Source organism: Streptomyces sp. NPDC007164 (assembly GCF_040634135.1).
In the GTDB taxonomy this organism is placed as follows: domain Bacteria; phylum Actinomycetota; class Actinomycetes; order Streptomycetales; family Streptomycetaceae; genus Streptomyces; species Streptomyces sanglieri.
The window spans coordinates 61,755-79,243 of sequence record NZ_JBEYFB010000001.1; the positions used below are offsets into that span (position 1 = coordinate 61,755).

13 protein-coding genes are annotated in these 17,489 nt (G+C 71.8%); 1 reads left to right on the top strand and 12 read right to left on the bottom strand.

The genetic code is table 11. The features are described 5' to 3' along the window. Positions 1 to 3: 3 nt before the first annotated feature. Genes ABZ622_RS00260 through ABZ622_RS00295 form a run of 8 tightly spaced genes read right to left on the bottom strand, consistent with a single transcriptional unit; the run spans position 4 to position 10,494 of the window. Complete coding sequence (locus ABZ622_RS00260) at positions 4 to 1,059, bottom strand: amino acid--tRNA ligase-related protein (RefSeq protein WP_360538709.1); 1,056 nt, start codon at positions 1,057 to 1,059, stop codon at positions 4 to 6. A gap of 12 nt (positions 1,060 to 1,071) precedes the next feature. Continuing rightward, positions 1,072 to 2,439 carry an FAD-binding oxidoreductase gene (locus ABZ622_RS00265; RefSeq protein ID WP_360538712.1) on the bottom strand — a complete coding sequence of 456 codons (1,368 nt, stop codon included), beginning with the start codon at positions 2,437 to 2,439 and terminating at the stop codon, positions 1,072 to 1,074. Further along, positions 2,436 to 3,764, bottom strand: coding sequence for an ATP-grasp domain-containing protein (locus ABZ622_RS00270; RefSeq protein ID WP_360538715.1), 1,329 nt, complete (start codon positions 3,762 to 3,764; stop codon positions 2,436 to 2,438). The genes ABZ622_RS00265 and ABZ622_RS00270 overlap by 4 nt, the downstream gene beginning before the upstream one ends. Beyond that, a complete protein-coding gene (locus ABZ622_RS00275; RefSeq protein WP_360538718.1) occupies positions 3,761 to 4,045 on the bottom strand; it encodes an acyl carrier protein in 285 nt (94 codons plus the stop codon). Before ABZ622_RS00275 ends, ABZ622_RS00270 begins: the two co-directional genes overlap by 4 nt. 35 nt (positions 4,046 to 4,080) lie before the next feature. Then, a complete protein-coding gene (locus ABZ622_RS00280; RefSeq protein ID WP_360538721.1) occupies positions 4,081 to 5,673 on the bottom strand; it encodes a condensation domain-containing protein in 1,593 nt (530 codons plus the stop codon). A 4-nt stretch (positions 5,674 to 5,677) separates the two neighbouring features. Further along, positions 5,678 to 7,024 carry a phosphotransferase gene (locus ABZ622_RS00285; protein ID WP_360538724.1) on the bottom strand — a complete coding sequence of 449 codons (1,347 nt, stop codon included), beginning with the start codon at positions 7,022 to 7,024 and terminating at the stop codon, positions 5,678 to 5,680. A 12-nt stretch (positions 7,025 to 7,036) separates the two neighbouring features. After that, positions 7,037 to 8,785, bottom strand: a complete 1,749-nt coding sequence (locus ABZ622_RS00290; RefSeq protein ID WP_360538727.1) for an ABC transporter ATP-binding protein — start codon at positions 8,783 to 8,785, stop codon at positions 7,037 to 7,039. Beyond that, the gene (locus ABZ622_RS00295) at positions 8,782 to 10,494 is read right to left on the bottom strand and encodes an ABC transporter ATP-binding protein (protein ID WP_360538730.1); all 1,713 of its coding nucleotides are present in this window, start codon (positions 10,492 to 10,494) and stop codon (positions 8,782 to 8,784) included. The genes ABZ622_RS00290 and ABZ622_RS00295 overlap by 4 nt, the downstream gene beginning before the upstream one ends. A 712-nt stretch (positions 10,495 to 11,206) precedes the next feature. Here ABZ622_RS00295 and ABZ622_RS00300 point away from each other — a divergent pair. After that, positions 11,207 to 12,379, top strand: a complete 1,173-nt coding sequence (locus ABZ622_RS00300; RefSeq protein ID WP_360538733.1) for an acyl-CoA dehydrogenase family protein — start codon at positions 11,207 to 11,209, stop codon at positions 12,377 to 12,379. Between the two features lie 67 nt (positions 12,380 to 12,446). Here the strand turns inward: ABZ622_RS00300 and ABZ622_RS00305 are convergent, their stop codons facing one another. From ABZ622_RS00305 to sbnB, 4 genes are read right to left on the bottom strand one after another with little or no spacing between them, the layout of a single operon-like run. Continuing rightward, on the bottom strand, positions 12,447 to 14,207 hold the full coding sequence (locus ABZ622_RS00305) for a non-ribosomal peptide synthetase (protein WP_360538736.1): 1,761 nt from the start codon (positions 14,205 to 14,207) through the stop codon (positions 12,447 to 12,449). Beyond that, entirely contained in the window at positions 14,204 to 15,097 is an 894-nt protein-coding gene (locus ABZ622_RS00310; RefSeq protein WP_360538739.1) for a metal-dependent hydrolase, read from the bottom strand. The genes ABZ622_RS00305 and ABZ622_RS00310 overlap by 4 nt, the downstream gene beginning before the upstream one ends. Then, positions 15,094 to 16,446: a diaminopimelate decarboxylase gene (gene lysA / locus ABZ622_RS00315; protein ID WP_360538742.1), complete on the bottom strand. Its 1,353-nt coding sequence runs from the start codon at positions 16,444 to 16,446 to the stop codon at positions 15,094 to 15,096. Before lysA ends, ABZ622_RS00310 begins: the two co-directional genes overlap by 4 nt. A 3-nt stretch (positions 16,447 to 16,449) precedes the next feature. Beyond that, positions 16,450 to 17,436 carry a 2,3-diaminopropionate biosynthesis protein SbnB gene (gene sbnB, locus ABZ622_RS00320; RefSeq protein WP_360538745.1) on the bottom strand — a complete coding sequence of 329 codons (987 nt, stop codon included), beginning with the start codon at positions 17,434 to 17,436 and terminating at the stop codon, positions 16,450 to 16,452. Between the last annotated feature and the right edge of the window lie 53 nt (positions 17,437 to 17,489).

The window sequence follows — 17,489 nt, forward strand, 5'->3', positions numbered from 1 at the left end:
GGGTCACGGCCGGTCGACCGAGGCCGGCCAGGCCTGCTCTTCCGCGATGCGGGAGACCAGCGGGATGTCACGGATGTCGTCGTGCCGCAGTGCCCAGAGCAGGAACCGCTCCACGCCGAGCCCGAATCCGGAGGTGACCATCGGGGCCTCGTCCTTCATCTGCGCGTACCAGGCGTACTCCTGCTCGGGCACCTTGTGCAGCGCGAGTCCTTCGCGCACCTGCTCCCCCGTGGTGTGCCGGTGCCCGGCCCCGACCACCTCGCCGATGCCGAAGTAGAGGTCCGCGTTCTCCGCCACCCGCTCGTTCCCGTTCTCGAACGCCTGGTAGAAGGGGACGCTGAGGTGGTCGAAGTGGGTCACCCAGACGAACTCGCCGACCAGTTCCATGAGCCGGCGCTCGGCCGCCCGGCTCAGCGACCGGGCACCGTCGGCAGAGGTGATGACGCCCTCGCCGTCGAGCAGCCGCACCGCCTCCTCGAAGCGCAGGCGTTCGAAGGGCTGGTCGCCGACCGCCACCCGTTCCAGGTGGCCGACGTCGCCGAGCGCCGCGCGCAGCGTCTCGTCGTGTTCGGTGAGCACGGCGGTGGCCATGGCCCGTACGTAGCCGTTGACGTAGTCGACGAGGTCGTCCAGGTCACCGGGGATCTCGGCCTCGCTGTGGACGAACTGGCCGAGGTGCGTCGCGTCGGGCTCGTCGCCGCGGAAGCACGGCAGGATGTTGTGGCAGCCCTGCGGCGAGACCCGGCAGCCGTACTCCAGCATGAACTGCATCGAATCGGCCAGGTACGTCTCGACGCCGTTGACCTGGACCGGCACCGGCACCGAGTCGCTGCCCAGGCCGGTGGGGCAGGTGACGGTCCGGGTGGTGATGGGGAAGTGCAGGGCCCGCACCGAGCGGCTGTGCGCGTAGTTGTACGTGGCGCGCACGACGGTGTCCTGAAGGCCGGCCACGAGCCGTGCCCAGGGGGATCCCAGTGAGCGGCGGAAGCCTCCGTCGGCATCCGCCCAGAGGCGGGGGGCGTTCAGCGAGCCGGCTGCCGCTATTTCAGCAGTCTTCATTGAGGCCGTCCTTCAGGCGCGTGTGGGCGAGGGGCTGATGTTGTGGTTTCCGCGGAACACATTGGCGGGATCGACCTGCGCCTTGAGGGCCGCCAGTCTGGCGTACCGGTGGGCGCCGTAGACGTCGGCCGCGCTGCGGCCGCTGCGCTGCGTGTAGTTGACGTAGCTGCCCTCGGACCGCCATGGCCCGAGGTCCCGGATCAGGCCGCCGGCCCAGCCGCGGCCGTGGTCGTCCTCGGCCGGGTCGTCCCAGGCCGCGGAGGCGGAGCAGATGAACGAGGCGTCCCGTGAGGGGAAGGCGGTGGCGTCGTCGTCGACACGTGCCACCGCGCCCCGGAAGTAGCCCAGGTCGATGGTGGAGTACGTGGTCAGGCCGTCGACCGCGTACCGGACGAGTACGTCGACGGCGTCGGAGGGCAGGTCGGCGAGATAGCCGGAGGTGGTGTAGTACCGCCGGCCGGCCGGCTCGCTGCCGTCGCCCATGGCCTGCAGCTCGGCGAAGGGAATGACCCGGTCGAACGTGCCGGCGGGCGGGCAGTCGGCGAACAGTTCGGCGGCGGCCTGCGGGCCGCCCTCCGCGCCGAGCCACACGGTGGTGAATGCCAGCACCGGCTCGCCGTGCAGCCGCTCGGGTATCCAGTCGGCCGCGGGTGCCCGCTTGAAGGCTCCGGTCAGCTGAAGGTCGTCGGGCTGCGAGGGCATGGCGTCCCGGTAGGCCCGCACGGCTTCGGCGGCCTGCTCGATCGGGTACACGGCGGAGCGGATCCAGACGTCGCCCACCGGTCGCAGGCGCAGGGTGAACTTGGTGACGACGCCGAAATTGCCACCGCCGCCGCGCAGCCCCCAGAACAGTTCCGGATGGTTCTCGGCGGACGCCTGCACAATGCTGCCGTCGGCCAGGACGACCTCGGCGGCGATCAGATGGTCGCAGGTCAGCCCCCATTTGCGGGCCAGCCAGCCGTATCCGCCGCCGAGCGCCAGTCCGCCGAGTCCGGTCTCGGAGACCACGCCGACGGGGCAGGCCAGGCCGTGCGGCAGGGTGGCGCCGTCGAGGTCCGCGAGCAGCGCCCCGCCCGAGGCGACCGCCGTCCGGTGCGCCGGGTCGACGTCGACGTGCCGCATCGGGCCGAGATCGATGAGCAGGGCGTCGTCGGCCAGGGCGAGACCGGCGACGTTGTGACCGCCGCCGCGCACCGTCACCGCGAGGCCCTCGGCGGTCGCGTACCGCAACGCGGCGCCCACGTCGCCCGCGTCGGAGCAGGGGGCGATGACGGCGGGCCGCCGGTCGATCATTCCGTTCCACACCCGGCGTGCCTCGTCGTAGCCCGGATCACCGGGCCGCAGGGCAACGCGCAGGGCCTCTTCGGCCGTCCTGCTCATGTGGTCGTTCCTCCGGTCTCCGCGCTGGGCTCGCCGGGGTCCCCGGCCAGTTGGTCGAGCCATGGGTCGGTGCCCAGGCCGTCGGCTTCGAACAGCCGCGCCACCCGGGTCGCCACGGTGTGTACGAGCGGGCCCGCCGAGTCCGCGTCGTCGGCCGTGATCAGCACCTTGACGGCGTGGAACGCGGTGTCGGCGCGCGCGGCCCCGTGCTGTGCGACCTCGTCGACCCGCACCACGCCGGGCAGTTCCCGTATCCGGGTCCGGGTGACGGCCGAGCGGACCGTCCCGGACCGTTCCGGGAAGGGCACGTACAGGCTGATCAGCACGTCGGGCCGGGTCGGGGCGGCGACCTCGGGCCGGCGGCCCAGTGCCAGGTCGAACGCGGCCCGGACCAGGCCGGAGCCGCCCATCATGCCGATCATCCCGGCCACTTCGCCGCCGAGCCGGCCGTTGACCTCGATGACCTCCACCCCGTCCCGCGACACCCGCAGTTCGGTGTGGCTCACCCGGTCCCGCACGGTCAGCGCGTCCAGTGCCGCGGAAGTGGTGGCGAGCACCGCCTCGTGCACGTGCGGCGGCAGTTGCGCGGGCAGTACGTCGCCGGTCTCGCGGACCGCGTGGCGGCACGGGCCGTCGCCGCCGGCCACCGCGAGCGGTGTCTTGTCGAAGACCGCCACATGCGTGTGCTCGCCGCGGTGGGTCACCGTCTCCACCGAGACGTAGTCGGCCAGCCAGCGGCGGCCTGACGGATGCGCGGCCCGCTCAATCATCTGTTCGAGCACCAGCCCGGACCAGCGCTCCCGGCGGCCGGGCTCGGCCTCCAGATCGGCGGGTCCGGTCAGGAAGCTGAGGTCCGTGCTGGCGGTGCCCCGGCGGGGTTTGAGGACGGCGGGCAGCCCGACCTCCGCGGCCGCGGCCACCAGCCCCTCCGGCGAGTCGACCGGCGCCGAACGCACCGTGGAGACGCCTGCCGCGTTCAGCAGGCGCCGCTGCACCAGCTTGTCCCACGGGTGGTCGACCTCGGTGGCACCGGGCAGACCCAGTTCGCGCACTGCGGCGTCGTACGCCTCCAGTTCGGCGTCGTGGAAGGTCACCAGGCCGTCCAGGCCCAGACCGGCCAGTTCGCGCGGGACGTCGTCGCCGATCACCTCGACGGTGGCCAGCGCCCGTCCGAGGCGGACCATGTCCGGTTCTGCCTCGGCGACTTCGCGGCGCACGACGAGCACGACCTCGCACCGGTCGCGCCCCGCGAGCACCAGGTCCCGCAGATTCGCCGCCGCGTGCGGCGCGTGCAGCACGCCGAGCCGCGGCAGGGTGCCGCTCACTCGGCCGTCCCCTCGGCCGTCGCGAGTCGCTCCGCGCAGGCTTCGGCCATGGCACCCAGGGTGCCGTCGATGAACGCGACCTCGACCGGGAACTCGATGCCGAGCCGCTGCTCCACCCGGTCGATCATGGTGGCGATCAGCAGCGAGTTCCCGCCCTCCTGGAAGAAGTCGTCCTCCGGCGAGGGCTCCGTCAGGTCGAGTGCCCGGCACCATTCCTCGGTGACGACGGCCGTTGCCCGGTCGACAACATTCCCACCGACCGGTATGTGCTTGTCCTGCATGTTCTCTCCCGTGCTTCGTGCTGGCCGGAACGGATTCAGCTGTCCGCCGGCTCCGTCCCGGTCCCGGTCCGCAGCACCTCGACGAAGCGCTGGTGCAGGGCCGCGACGTCCGACGAGGTGAGCAGGCCGGGGCGGTAGGTCCAGAAGGCCTGCAGGCTGTCTTCCCCGGCCGCTTCCAGCCAGCAGGTCAGATCGAGCCGGGCCTGCTCGGTGTCGGCCTCGCGGCCGGTCAGTTCGAATCCCTCGCCGCGGTATGCGGGCCTGGCCACGTCCTGCGCGCCGAACGCCACCCGGATCTCGGGCGGGGTCCCGCCCTCCTGCCGGAACCAGGCGCGCACGCTCTCGAACGGCACGTCCTGGTGGCGGGCGACGAACAGGGTGGCGTCCCGGACCCGGGCCAGTACGTCGGCGAAGGGTTCCGGCCCGCCCGTCCGGACCCGGATCGGCAGCACGTTGACGAAGCAGCCGATCGCGTTCTGCGACTCGGGGGTGGTGCGCCCGCTGAAGGCGGCACCGACGGCCAGGTCGTCGGTGCCGGTCCAGCCGGCCAGCGCGACGGCGAAGGCGGCCAGACCGACCATGTGCAGCGTGGCGCCGTGCCGGAGCGCGAGGCGGCGTACGTCACTCGCGAGACGCTCGTCGACCGGCTCCCGGCGCTGCGCGCCGAGCCCCTCCGCGGTGCCGGACGGCACCGTCCGGGGGAACGGGAGGACAGCGGGCAGCCCGGTCAGGCTCCCGGCGAGCTCCGCGACCGCTCGCCGGCCCTCGGGTCCGGCCAGCCACGCGTGCTGCCGTGCTCCGAATACACCGGGGCCGGGCACCGGGGTGAGGTCCGCGACCCTGCCGTCGGCACGGGCGGCGCAGCACTCGCCGAGCTCACGGACCAGCAGCTCCAGCGACCGGGCGTCGAAGACGGCGTGGTGCACCGTGAGGAGCAGGGCGGCCGCGCGATCGCGATCGGCGACCAGCCGGGCCCGGAACAAGGGGGCCCGCCCCAGGTCGACGGCGCTCTCGGCGTCCTCGGCGGCCAGTTCGCGCAACCGTGCCGGACCGGGCGGACCCGCCTCGGTCACCCGGGTCACCGGAACGCGCACCGATGCCTCGACCCGTCGTTCCGGCTCCGCGTCCACCAGCGGGAAGGCCGTCCGCAGCGCCTCGTGCCGGGCGATCACATCGCCCAGGGCGTCCTCCAGCAGGTCCGCGGCGAGGTCGCCGCGCACCCGCACCACCACGCTGATCAGGTACGCGGTCGCCTGCGGTGCGAGCTCCGCCGCGAGCCACACGGCCCGCTCCGCGGCGGTGAGCGCTCCGTCGGCGGCCTCCGCCACCGCTTCGGCGCTCCGCGCCCGGCGGGGCAGCAGCCGCAGGTGGGCGACGAGCGCGCCCAGCCGCGTCTGCTGAAAGAGGTCGTCAAGGGTGACGTCGATGCCGAGCTCGTCCTGGATCCGGGCGGCGGTCCAGGTGGCCAGCAGCGAGTCGCCGCCCAGCTCGAAGAAGTCGTCGTCGTCCGTGGCCTCGGCGCCGAGCAGGTCACGCCAGATCCCGGCCACGGCTGCCGTCAGCTCCGCCTCCTCGTGCCGTCGGCGCTCCGCGCCACCGGCCCGGCGGCGCACCCCCGAGGTCTTCACCGGTTCAGTCAACGAAGGCCAGCAATCTGCGCAGGTTGGCCGCGACCGCGTGCCGGAACCCGTCGTGGCGCTCCGGCGCGGGCACGGGCACGACGCAGTCACGCCACGACCAGGCCCGCCAGACGATCGCCGCCTGTTGCCCCAGCGGATAGGCGTCGGTGATCCGGTCCCGTGACACGTACGGCGTCCACCGGTCCAGGTACGCGTCGGTCAGTTCCTGCCGGACCCGCTCGCCGTCGGCGATCTCGTTCTGCTCGAACTCCCGCAGGACCGTGGTCATCCCGCACAGCGGATGGCCGATGCCCGTCTCGGCCCAGTCGAAGAAGATGTCTCCCTGCGGGCGGAACGAGACGTTGCCGTGCCAGAAGTCGATGTTGACCAGTACGTCCGGGAGCCCGACCGCGGCCAGCTCGGCGCACCGGCGGGCGAACTCCGCCCGGAAGTCCAGCAGTCGGCGGTGCTCCTCGGCGGTCAGCCCCCACTCCTGTCCGATCCCGAGACGCTCCGGCTCGGCGAGCATCCGCTCGAACAGGCCTGGCAGGACGCCGGGTCTGCGGTCGGGCACGCCCAACTCGGCCAGTTCGGTGATCCGTTCGGTCGTGGACTGCTGCATCTGCGCGTACCGCTGAACGGACGATCGGTACCGGGGCAGGTCCTCGGCGGCGGTCACGTCCTCGATGAAGGTGCAGTCGCCGATGTCCGCGGAGAGCAGCCAGCCGTGTTCCGGCTGCACGGCGATCACCGGGACGATGTTGTCGGGGAACCAGGTGCCGAGCCGCTGTGTCAGGACCGCCTCGTGCGGGAAGCCCGGCGGTGCCGCCTTCAGGAAGACGTGGCCCTCGTCGGTCGGGGCACGCAAGGTGCACGCCCAGGGTGAGACGAGGAACTGTTCGACCGGGCCGGTGAGGCCCGTCCCGCGCTCGCTCAGCCGGGCGGTGAGCCAGCCGGTCGCCTCGGCGTACCAGCCGGGGCGCGTCCACGGCACGTCCGGGAGCGCGAATTCGCCGCTGAACCAGCCCTCGGCCAGCGCCCGGTCCACCGGATCGAGGCCGGTCAGCGCTCCGACGTCGGACGCGCTCACCCACCGCGTGGACCCGGGGGCGGCCGCCGTCTCCGCACACCACTGGTGCGCGTAGACGAGACCGGCCTCCGGCCCGCTTCCGGTGTCGACCAGGGTGCCGAGGCGGACGGTGTCCCCGCCCCAGCGCTCCCGCAGGACGGTGCGTACACGCTCCGGGCCTCCGCCGGGGTGGCGTGGCAGCGACCACTGCCCGCCGTCCCCGTGGACCAGTACCTGTTTCCCCCCGTCGGCCGCGACGATCGTGCGCGCCTCGGTCCCGTTCCCCGTCACGATGTGCTCCCCTCACCCGGTGCGGCCATCGCCGCCCTGCTGTCGCTCACCAGCGGCGCCGGCCCACAAGTGACGCATTTCGGCACTTGAGTCGAGCAGCTCGGTGAGCGTGCCGACCGACTCCACCTCGCCGTCCTTCAGCACGACGATGCGGTCGGCGCGCTCGAACGCGGGCCGGCGGTGCGATACGGCCAGGCAGCTGCGTGCCGCCCCCTGGTCCAGCAGCCGGTGCCACAGTTCCCGTTCGGTACTGACGTCCAGTGCGCTGGAGATGTCGTCGAAGACCAGCAGCTCGGTGTCCCGGACGAGCATCCGGGCGGCGGCGACGCGCTGCACCTGCCCGCCGGAGAGCTTGGTCCCCCGAGGTCCGACCATCGTGTCCAGGCCGTCCTCCAGGGCGCCCAGGTCGGCGTCGAAGACCGTGCCGGCCAGGGCCCGGAGCACTCCGGCGTCGTCCGCCTCGTGGCCGGCGAGGACATTGGTACGCACCGAGTCGCTGGTCAGCCGCGGGACCTGGGAGGTGTACGCGGCCATGGGCGGTACCAGTTCGTGGACCTCCTGCTCGTTCCAGCGCACCTCCCCGCTGTCCCGGGGCAGCAGTCCGAGGACCGCGCGCAGGAGTGTGGACTTGCCCGCACCCACCCGGCCGGTGACGACGACGAACTCGCCGGCGGCGATGTCGAAGCTGACATCCGTGACCCCGTGGCCGGACTCCGGGTGCCGGTATCCGATTCCGCGTACCCGCAGGGTGTCCAGCGGGGCACTCGGCAGGGCCACCGGTGCCGGTCCGGCCTCGGACAGGCCGGAGACCGCGCCCGGCACGGCGTCCTCGATCCGCTGGAGCGAGGCGTCGGACTGCATCACCAGGGCGAGGTTCTGGCTGAAGAGAGAGGTGAAGTCCGTCACCCAGCCGACGTAGACGATGAACAGCGCGAGGTCACCGACGTTCATGGTGCCGTCGTGCAGGTGCGTGGCCGCCAGCACGAGCACCAGCCCGGTGCCGATCGCGGTCGTGTTGTTCCAGATCGCGCCGAGGAACACATCGGTGAACAGGCGGCTCTGCACGGTCCGCTTGCGACGGACCTCGTTGAGGCGGGTGAACCGGGCCAGCACATGCGGCTTCGCACCGGCCAGCTGGATCGCCTGGATGCTGTTGAAGATGTCGCCGAGGAAGGCGCTGACGTCGCCGGCCGCCTCCCGGCCCTGCCGGTGGTAGTGCTTGATCTTCTTGCTGGCCACGTTGATCAGGAAGCCGGCCACGATCAGCGGCACGCAGACCACCGCGGTGATCAGCGGATCGATGGTGACCATGACGGCGATGGCGATCAGCGCCTGGACCGCCGCCCCGATCACCATGAGCGTGTAGACGACGGTGCTGGACACGGTGGCGGTGTCGTCGGTGAGCCGGGATACCACATCGCCGGTGGGGTGCTTCAGCCGGACCGCGCCCGGCTTGGCCAGAACCCGGGCGAAGCCGCTGCGCATCAGCAGCCCGATGCCGGCGGCCTCGCAGATCCCGTCGTACGCCACACACACCAGCAGCGAGGCGACCCGGGCCAGGGCGGCGCCCACCAGGATCGCGATCAGTACCCAGAAGCCGGTGGACAGACTCCCGCCGTCACTCAGCCGGTTGAGGATCTCCCGGATCACGAGGCCGGGCACCAGCGGGAACACACTGCGCAGCAGCTGCATCAGCAGGTCGAGGGCGAAGGGGCCCGGCGCAGACCTGGCGATCTGCCGGAAGACGCGGAACGCGCTCATGCCGCACCTGCCAGGAGTGCCGAGAACCGGGATCCCTCGGTGCCGGCCAGCTCGCCGCGCGGCCCCGACTCGGCGACCTCTCCGGCCTCCAGCACCGCTATGTGGTCCAGCTGCCCGACGGTGTCCAGGTGGTGCGCGATGACGATCGCGGTGCGCCCCTGGAGCAGTTTGCGCACGGCGGCGCCCACGATCCGCTCGGTCGCCGGGTCCAGCCGGGAGGACGCCTCGTCCAGCAGGACCACATCGGGATCGCGCAGGAACACCCGGGCGAAGGACAGCAGTTGGGCCTGGCCCGCGGAGAGCGCGCCGTCGCTGATCACTGTGTCCAGCCCTTCCGGGAGAGCGTCCAGCCACTCCCGCATGCCGAGCACCGACATCGCCTCCTCGATCCGTTCGTCACGGACGTCCGGGTCGAAGAGTGTGATGTTGTCCCGGACGGAGGCGTGCAGTACGTGGACGTCCTGGGTCACCACGCCCACGCGGGAGCGCAGTTCGGCGAGCGGCACCGTGCGGATGTCCACGCCGCCGAGCCGCACCGAGCCCTGCTGCGGGTCCATGCCGCGGTAGAGCAGGCGGCCGATCGTGGTCTTGCCGCTGCCGGTCCGCCCGAGCAGTCCCAGGGACTCGCCGGCGGGCAGCCGGAGGCCGACCCGGCGCAGGGTCGGGCGGCCGTCCACGTAGGCGAAGTCCACGTCGTCGAAGCTGAGCGAGAGCCGGCCTTCCGGCAGCGTGCCGTGGCCGGTGTCCGGTACCGCGGTCCGCCGTTCGGAGAGTTCGGCGATCCGGTCCATGCCGGCGATCGCGGTCTGCAGTCCGTCGAGGCGGCTGGAGATCCGGAACAGGGTGAGGCTGAGCAGGCTGGCGTAGAAGTAGCTCACATAGACCGTGCCGAGCGTGATGCCGCCGCCGCGCAGCAGCAGGGCGCTGGCCACCAGGATGGCCGCGGTGGCACCCGCGACGCTGAGTTCCAGGGCGCTCGACGAGGCCCGGAAGGCGACGCTCTCCGACCGCATGGTGCGCCGCAGACGCTCCAGCAGTGTGTCGAGCCGTCCCCGGGTCCAGGCGTCACTGCCGTTGGCCTTGATGTCCTCGGTCGCCATGATGCGTTCTTCCAGGAAGCCGGCCACGTCGGCGTTGTCCTGCCGCAGCCGGTGGAAGTACGGCGAGGCCACGCGCTGGGTCCGGCGCAGCACCGGGATCACCACGAGGGAGAAGACCAGGAGGATCAGGCCCAGCCGCCAGTCCACGCCGAAGCTGACCGCCAGGATGCCGAACGAGAGCAGCAGGTTGGCGAAGATCTGGAAGGTGAACGTGGAGAAGAACTGGGCCAGTGTGGCCACGTCACCGTCCACTCGCTTGATCAGCTCTCCCGGGGTCTTCTCCTTGTGGAACCCGAGGTCGAGATCGAGACAGTGGTCGGTGAGATCCATCCGCATCCGGTTGGTCGCCCGCCAGCCGAGGTCTTCGGCGAAGTAGCCGGCGACCGACACGACGATCTGGTGGGCGATGGTCAGCGCGATGAAGACCAGGGCGATCCGCACCAACGTGTCGACGTCGGCGCCACCCTTCGCCCGGTCGATGAAGCGGCCCAGCAACTGCGGGTTCCACAACGACAGTCCGACCTCGGCGAACAGGAGCACGAGCAGGAAGACCGCCGTCCGCCAGTTCGGCGCCAGGTAGGACAGGAGCAGGTGGAGCCGCCGCCTCATTCGCCCACCGGCCGGCCGGGCACACCCGGCACGCGCCGGATGATTCCTCGATCGTTCACCACTGCACTCCCTCGCGAGTGAAACCCTTGCCCGGCTCGACGGAACAGTTCGGCACCAGGGGTCGGCCCGGTCGCCGCACGGGCACGGAGAGCCGCGGTCCGGAGCAACTGGGCGAGCACCCGAAACCGCTCGCCATGATTGGACCGACGCCATAGAAACAGTCGCGTCATTCGCCTGTCAACCATTCAAATGGCCGTGCTACACCGTCTGTTAGTGACTTGGCCATTCCGCTGCTCGCCGCGGGCACTTCGTCCGGAATGGCCACGGCCACCGGGCTTTTCGGCGCCGTCACTCCGGGCAAGGACGGCCGCACGGACGGACGGCATTCGATTCGGGCCGTACGGGATTTACCGAAGGCACGCCGGAAGTCGATCCCGGCCACGCCACGCCCGGCGGGCGTACATGTGGCGGAGAACACGGAATTGACGCTACGTCACTTCGGTGTCGCCGCCATCTCCGGGCGAAAATAGGGGTGTTGGCGCGGTCGGCGGCCGGGTACCGGCCCGGCGCACTCCGTGACGTCGCTGACAATCGCGGGCGAGGTGGTTAGCCTCGGTCATTCCGTGGTCCGTGGGCCATCCCACGACGGACCGCCCGATGCCTCGCGGCCCGTCGAGCGCCGCGACACGCAAGCCGCCTGGAGGACTCGCCCATGACTAGCGCAGCCGCCCCCGCCACAGCCGCCGAGGCCCTCGAACGCGTCGACGCCCTGCGCGACACGTTGCTGGCCGGCGGCGAAGCGGCCGACCGCATGGCGAGCTTCCCGCACAAGGGAATCGATGCGCTGAAGGAGAGCCGGCTGCTCTGTGCCGCCATCCCGGCCGAGTACGGCGGGGCCGGGCTGGCGGCGCCCGGACTGGCGGAGCTCGCCATGCGGATCGGCCGGTGCTGCGGCTCGACCGGCATGATCTGGGCGATGCACCAGCTCCAGCTCGCCTGCCTGGTGCCGAGCGCGGCGACCCGTCCGGTGCTCGCGGACTATCTGCGCAGGGCCGCCGCCGAACAGCACCTGGTCGCCTCCGTCACGTCCGAGGTCGGCATCGGCGGCAACCTCCGGATGAGCAGGGCGGCCCTGGTCCAGGCCGGTGAGGACCACCTGCTGGAGAAGCACGCCACCACTGTCTCCTACGGGGAGCAGGCGGACAGTCTGCTGGTCACCGCCCGGCGTGACGATCAGGCCGCGGCCGACGACCAGGTCCTCGTGCTGGTCCTGGCGGAGCAGGCGCGGCTGCGGCGCACCGGCCCGTGGAACACGCTGGGCATGCGGGGCACCTGCAGTTCGCCGCAGCACCTCCAGGCGGTCGTGCCGCGCGGTCAGGTGCTGGCCGAGCCGTTCAGCGCGATCGCCGCGCGTGTCATGGTTCCGCTCTCGCACATCCTCTGGGCGGCCGTCTGGACCGGCATAGCGACCGACGCCTTCCGTCGCGCCGTAGCGTTCTCACAGGCGAAGGCGAAGACGGGCCGCCGCGGCAGCACGTTCGTCCCGGACTCGCGCCTGGGGCGCATGCACGCCGTGCTGACGATGCTGCGGGCGGAAGTGCGGGGGCTCGCCGTGGAGTTCGCCGACAGCCGGGCGGCCGGGGGCCCGCCCCGGGACCTCACCGTGCCGGCCAACGCACTGAAGGTGTCCGCCTCGGAGGAATCGGTCCGGGTGGCGGCGCTGGCGCTGGAGGTCTGCGGCATGGCGGGGTACTCGGAGGAGGGCGACTTCTCGGTGGCCCGCCACTTGCGTGACCTCTACTCGGGAAGGATCATGATCGCCAACGACAAGCTCAACGCGGTCAACACCGAACTGCTGCTGACCGGTGAGGACTTCCTCGACTGAGACCGACCGGCCCCGGGTGGGAGCCGGCTCGGCTCCCGCCCGGGGGCACCGCGCGGACGGGTCCGGATCACCCGGCTCCGGATGGGGCCGCGGCCCTGATCGTGGCGGCCAGCTCGGCCGCACAGGAATTCCCCATAATCTCCGCGTTCCCAATTTTCACACCGAATCGGCGCTCCACCTTCAGCTGCACGCGAAAGGCGAGGAGCGAGTTTCCTCCGAGGGCGTAGAAATCATCGGAACGATTGATTCCTGTAACGCCCAGCAGCTCCTCCCAGAGCGTGATGACAAATTCTTCCTCGACGCTCCCGGGCACCGCATCCGCCCCTGGACCGGAACCGCCCGTGGTCAATTCGTCGAGGAGCCCGGAAACATCCCGCTTGCCGTGCTGGTCGGCCGGAATTCTGTCGACCAGCCGAAGGTCGCCGGGCACCAGGAAGTGCGGCAGGTTCTGCTCGGCCGCGGTCCGCAGTCCCTGCCGGGTCGCGCCGCCACCGGCGACCAGGAACGCGACCAGACGCCGGTCGACACCGTCCCCGACCGGGACCACCATGGCGTCCTGGACCTCGGGGAGACCGAGGAAGAACCGTTCGATCTCTCCGGGTTCGACCCGGTATCCACGGATCTTCACCTGCCGGTCGGCCCGCCCCAGGAAATCGATGACGCCGTCGTCGCGGACCGTCACGAGATCGCCGGTCCGGTAGAAGCGGGTGGCACCCCCCGGCCCGTCCTGCTCCGTGAACCGCTCCGCCGTCAGATCGGGCCGGCCGAGATAGCCGCGGGCCACCTGTGGGCCACCGACGAACAGCTCGCCGGAGCTCCCGGACACGACCGGTGCCCCCTCGGGGTCGCGCACCTCGGCCACGACCCCGCCGAGCGGCCGGCCGATCGGCACGGCCCGCCGCCGGGTGTCCTCCATGGTGATCCGGTGTGCGACGCACGCCGTGGTGCACTCGGCCGGCCCGTAGAGGTTGTACAGAGCGCCGTGGAAGCCGGCTTCCAGGATGACCCGGCAGACCGCCGGAGCGATCACGTCACCCGCCACCTGGAGCAGGCGCAGCGCGGCGAAGGCGTCCGGCTGCTCGTCGGTGACATGGCCGACGACCATGGTCGGGACGAGCATCGCGGTGATCCCCAGCCTGCGTATCTCGGTGTCGAAGCCCGCGGCCAGCAGGTCCGGCACCAGCGGGAGCACCATCACCTCGGCACCGGCCGCGAAGCTGTTCCACATCTCCCAGTGGAAGAGGTCGAAGGAGAGGCTGGAGACCTGACCGGTCCGGTCCTGTTCGGTCAGCCGCGGCAGCGCCGGATTGCGGGCGAACGCCACCACGTTGCCGTGCTCCAGCACGATGCCCTTGGGGGTGCCGGTGGAGCCGGAGGTGAACAGCACGCTCGCGGCGTCCCCCGTCCGCGGCGCCGGCAACGGGCCGGTGGCCGGTGAGGCGCCGGACAGCGGCAGGGACAGCACCCGGACCGTGTCGCCGTCCAGCCGGTCCGCCCAGTCCGGTTCGGTGATCACCACGCGGACGCCGCTCAGCCGCAGCATCAGGTCGCGCCGCGCGTCCGGGTAGCGGCTGTCGATCGCGACGTACGCGGCGCCCGCCCGCAGCACCGCGAGCAGGACGACGAAGATGTCGGCCGACCGGTGGAGGTAGACGCCCACCAGGTCGCCGCGGCCGATGCCGAGTCCGCGGATCCGCCGGGCCAGCTCCTGTGAGCGCGACGCCAGTTCCCGGTAGCTCAGGGCGGCCTTCTCGTCGCGCACCGCGATCCGCTCCGGATGCCGCGCCACGGTTTCCTCGAAGAGTTCGGTCAGAGTCCCCGTGGTCATGTCGCCGCCCCTCCTGTGGACGTGCCGAGAACCAGTTCCCGGCCGTCGTCGACGAGTTCCAGCCGTGCGACCACCCGGCCCAGCTCCCCGGTGGTCGCGACATGGGTGCCGCCGCACAGCGCCACGACCGGGCCCTGCCGCACCTCGCAGGTGAAGCGCCGCACGTCCGCGAGGCTGGGTCCGTCGGTACGCACCACCACCGGCACGTCCGCGGCGACCCACTCCGCCAGCAACCCGTTCACCTGAGCCTCCAGGTCACCGAGCACCTCGGCCAGGCCGTCCGCCGTGAAGCCCTTGCGCCGCAGCGACTTGCCCATCCGGTAGCGGTCGACACTGCCGTGGAGGCCGATCCGCGAGCTCACGATGGCGATCTTGTCGAAGTCGGGGGCGCCCAGGGAGTCGAGGCCGGCGTCCTTGCGCCACCGGTCCCGCAGGGCGGCGTTGAGCGCCGGCCCGACCAGTTCGCAGCCGGTGTGTCCGGCGGACAGACCGGCCCGCCGCTGCGGATCGACCGACAGCCGCACCCGCTCCCCGAGCAGGGCCCGCGGATCGTCGGCGACGACGTGCACGACGTGCCAGGACCAGTCCGGATCGCCGCGCCGGACCGGGATGTCCCCGGCCACCCACAGCTCGCCGGTGCCCCGGTGGGCGGCGGCGATCACACTGTCCAGCACCTGGAACTCGTGGCCGCCGGCCGCCACGACCCCCTGGTCCCCCGGCTGGTCCGGCCAGGTGTGGTCCTCCGGATGGAACGGGGTGGCGTCGCAGATCAGCCCGTACCGGCCGGCCACCGCCAGTACGTGTCGCACGGTCGCGTCGGCGTCGAGTGCCCCGGAGGGGAAGGACACCGCGGTGGAGTCGCTCGGAAAAGGCTTGGTGGGCTCGGTCATTCCACTTCCAGGGCAAGCAGGTCGTCGTATGTCTCACGGCGCAGCCACAACCGTGCGCCGCCGTCCCGGACGGCGACCACCGGCGGGCGCGGTGTGTGGTTGAAGTTGTTCGCCAGGCTCCGGCAGTAGGCGCCGGTGTTCGGCACGGCGAGCAGATCGCCCACCCGGGTGTCGGCGGGCAGGTGGTCGTCGCGTACCACGACGTCACCGGCATCGCAGTGCAGGCCGACCACGCGCGAGAGCATCGGTCCGGCGTCGGAGCGCCGGCCGGCGAGCACGCCCGTGTAGAGCCCGTCGTAGAGGGCCGGCCGTATGTTGTCGCTCATCCCGCCGTCGACCGAGACGAAGGTGCGCAGGCCGGCGACGGCCTTGACGGTGCCGACGCGGTACACGGTGATCCCCGAGCGGCCGACGAGGGTCCGGCCCGGCTCGATCGCCAGCCGGGGCGGCTCCGTCCCCAGTTCCGCGCAGCTGCTCCGGGTGAACTCGCGCAGTCCCGCGGCGATTTCGGCGGGTGTGCTGGGCCGGTGGTGGTCCAGGTAGGCGATGGCGAAGCCGCCGCCGAGGCTGACTTCCGGCAGGGTGACGCCGTGCTCGCGGAGGAACTGCGCGCGGACCTCCATGACCCGGCGCACCCCCACCTCGAAGGATTCCAGGCCGAATATCTGCGAGCCCAGGTGCATGTGCAGCCCGGCCAGCTCCAGTTCGGCCGCCCGGTGGGCCGCCTCGACCGCGGTGGAGGCGTCACCCGTGCGCAGCGAGAAACCGAACTTCTGGTCGTCGTGGGCGGTGGCGATGTTGGCGTGCGTGTCCGCGTGCACACCGACGTTGACCCGGATCAGGACCTTCGGCCGTACCCCGGCCTCGGCCGCCAGCCGGCGCAGCAGCGCCAGTTCGTCGAAGGAGTCCACCACGATCCGGCCGACGCCGTGGCGCAGACCGGTGGCGAGTTCCTCGGCGGACTTGTTGTTGCCGTGCATCACCAGGCGTTCCGCCGGGAATCCGGCGGAGATCGCGATCCGCAGCTCGCCGAGGGAGCAGACGTCCATGTGCAGACCGAGCTCGGCGCAGATCCGGGCGACCGGCCGGCACAGGAAGGCCTTCCCGGCGTAGTAGACGTCGAAGTCGTCGAAGACGGTGCGGAATTCGGTGCACCGGGCCCGGAAGTCGTCCTCGTCGAAGACGTACATCGGGGTGCCGAACTCGGCGGCGAGGTCGTCTACCCGCAGTCCGCCCACGGCGAGTACGCCGTCGGCGGCGCGTTGTGCGGAGGCCGGCCACAGTCCGTCCGGCAGTGCGTTCAGGTCGGCGGGCTCGGTGAGCCACTCGGGCTGCGTGGAGGTCAGCACCCGTCACGCTCCATTCGGGGCGAAGAAGTCGGAGATCTCGGTGGCGGTGCCCGCCGCGACGGCCCGGTCGAGTACGAACCGGCCCACGGCGAGGTCGAGGATACCCATGCCGAAGGGGGAGAAGATCACTGGACGGTCGGCGCGGAGGGTGACGTCTCCGCGCAGCACATCGGCGAGCGTCCCGGTCACGAACGACCGGTCGCCGAGCAGTTGTTCGGCGAGATGCGGCGAGGTGTTCTGCTTCAGGCAGTGGTCCACGTCGTCGACGATGTTCTCGGCGTCCAGCAGGGTCCCGGGCTCCAGGTCGCGCAGCGACACGTGCAGGACCAGCTGGCCGGGCCGGAAGCGGAGGTCCGCCGGCAGGTGGGGGCGGAGCGCCGTGGTGGCGAGGACGACGAGGTCGGCGTCGCACGCGGTGGCCAGGTCCGCGGCCCGTCCGCCGGGCAGTCCGGCCGCGAAGCGCTCGGCCGCCAGGGGGTTCAGGTCGTGGCAGTGCACCACCGGCGGTGCGGTCGTGGCGGCGGCCAGGTAGTGGCAGATCTCCCGGGCGATCACTCCGGCGCCGATGACGCCCCAGCTGCGCGGCGGGGTGTCCCGCAGAACCCGGGCCGCCAGCGCGGCGGATGCCGCGGTACGGGCGGCGCTGATCGTCGCCGACTCCAGCAGCGCCATCGGGTAACCGGTCCGGTAGTCGTTGAGCACCAGCACCGCGGAGGCCCGGGGCAGCCCCCGGTCGTGGTTGCCGGGGAAGCTGGAGATCCATTTGATCCCGGCGGTCTCGGCCTCGCCGCCCAGGAAGGCGGGCAGCGCGATGATCCGGCTGTCCGGCTTCTCCGGGAACCGCAGGAAGTAGCTGTCCGGGTTGACCGTGCGCCCCGCGTCGTGCAGGAGGTACGCCTCGCGCACCCGGTCGATCACGTCCTGCTCGGCACCGGCCAGGGCCGCGCGTACGGCGGGTCCGCCGACCACCGAGAAAGTCGTCGTAGTCATGTTCTCGCTTTCCATAGGGGCTGTTCCGTGATCCGGGGCGCCTCGGCTCTCGT

What these genes read in the sequence shown, in the direction of transcription:
- sbnB (WP_360538745.1), bottom strand. Translation starts at nt 17,436, where the DNA reads ATGACTACGACGACTTTCTCGGTGGTCGGCGGACCCGCCGTACGCGCG.
- ABZ622_RS00290 (WP_360538727.1), bottom strand. Translation starts at nt 8,785, where the DNA reads ATGAGCGCGTTCCGCGTCTTCCGGCAGATCGCCAGGTCTGCGCCGGGC.
- ABZ622_RS00305 (WP_360538736.1), bottom strand. Translation starts at nt 14,207, where the DNA reads ATGACCACGGGGACTCTGACCGAACTCTTCGAGGAAACCGTGGCGCGG.
- ABZ622_RS00260 (WP_360538709.1), bottom strand. Translation starts at nt 1,059, where the DNA reads ATGAAGACTGCTGAAATAGCGGCAGCCGGCTCGCTGAACGCCCCCCGC.
- ABZ622_RS00310 (WP_360538739.1), bottom strand. Translation starts at nt 15,097, where the DNA reads ATGACCGAGCCCACCAAGCCTTTTCCGAGCGACTCCACCGCGGTGTCC.
- ABZ622_RS00295 (WP_360538730.1), bottom strand. Translation starts at nt 10,494, where the DNA reads ATGAGGCGGCGGCTCCACCTGCTCCTGTCCTACCTGGCGCCGAACTGG.
- ABZ622_RS00275 (WP_360538718.1), bottom strand. Translation starts at nt 4,045, where the DNA reads ATGCAGGACAAGCACATACCGGTCGGTGGGAATGTTGTCGACCGGGCA.
- ABZ622_RS00300 (WP_360538733.1), top strand. Translation starts at nt 11,207, where the DNA reads ATGACTAGCGCAGCCGCCCCCGCCACAGCCGCCGAGGCCCTCGAACGC.
- ABZ622_RS00265 (WP_360538712.1), bottom strand. Translation starts at nt 2,439, where the DNA reads ATGAGCAGGACGGCCGAAGAGGCCCTGCGCGTTGCCCTGCGGCCCGGT.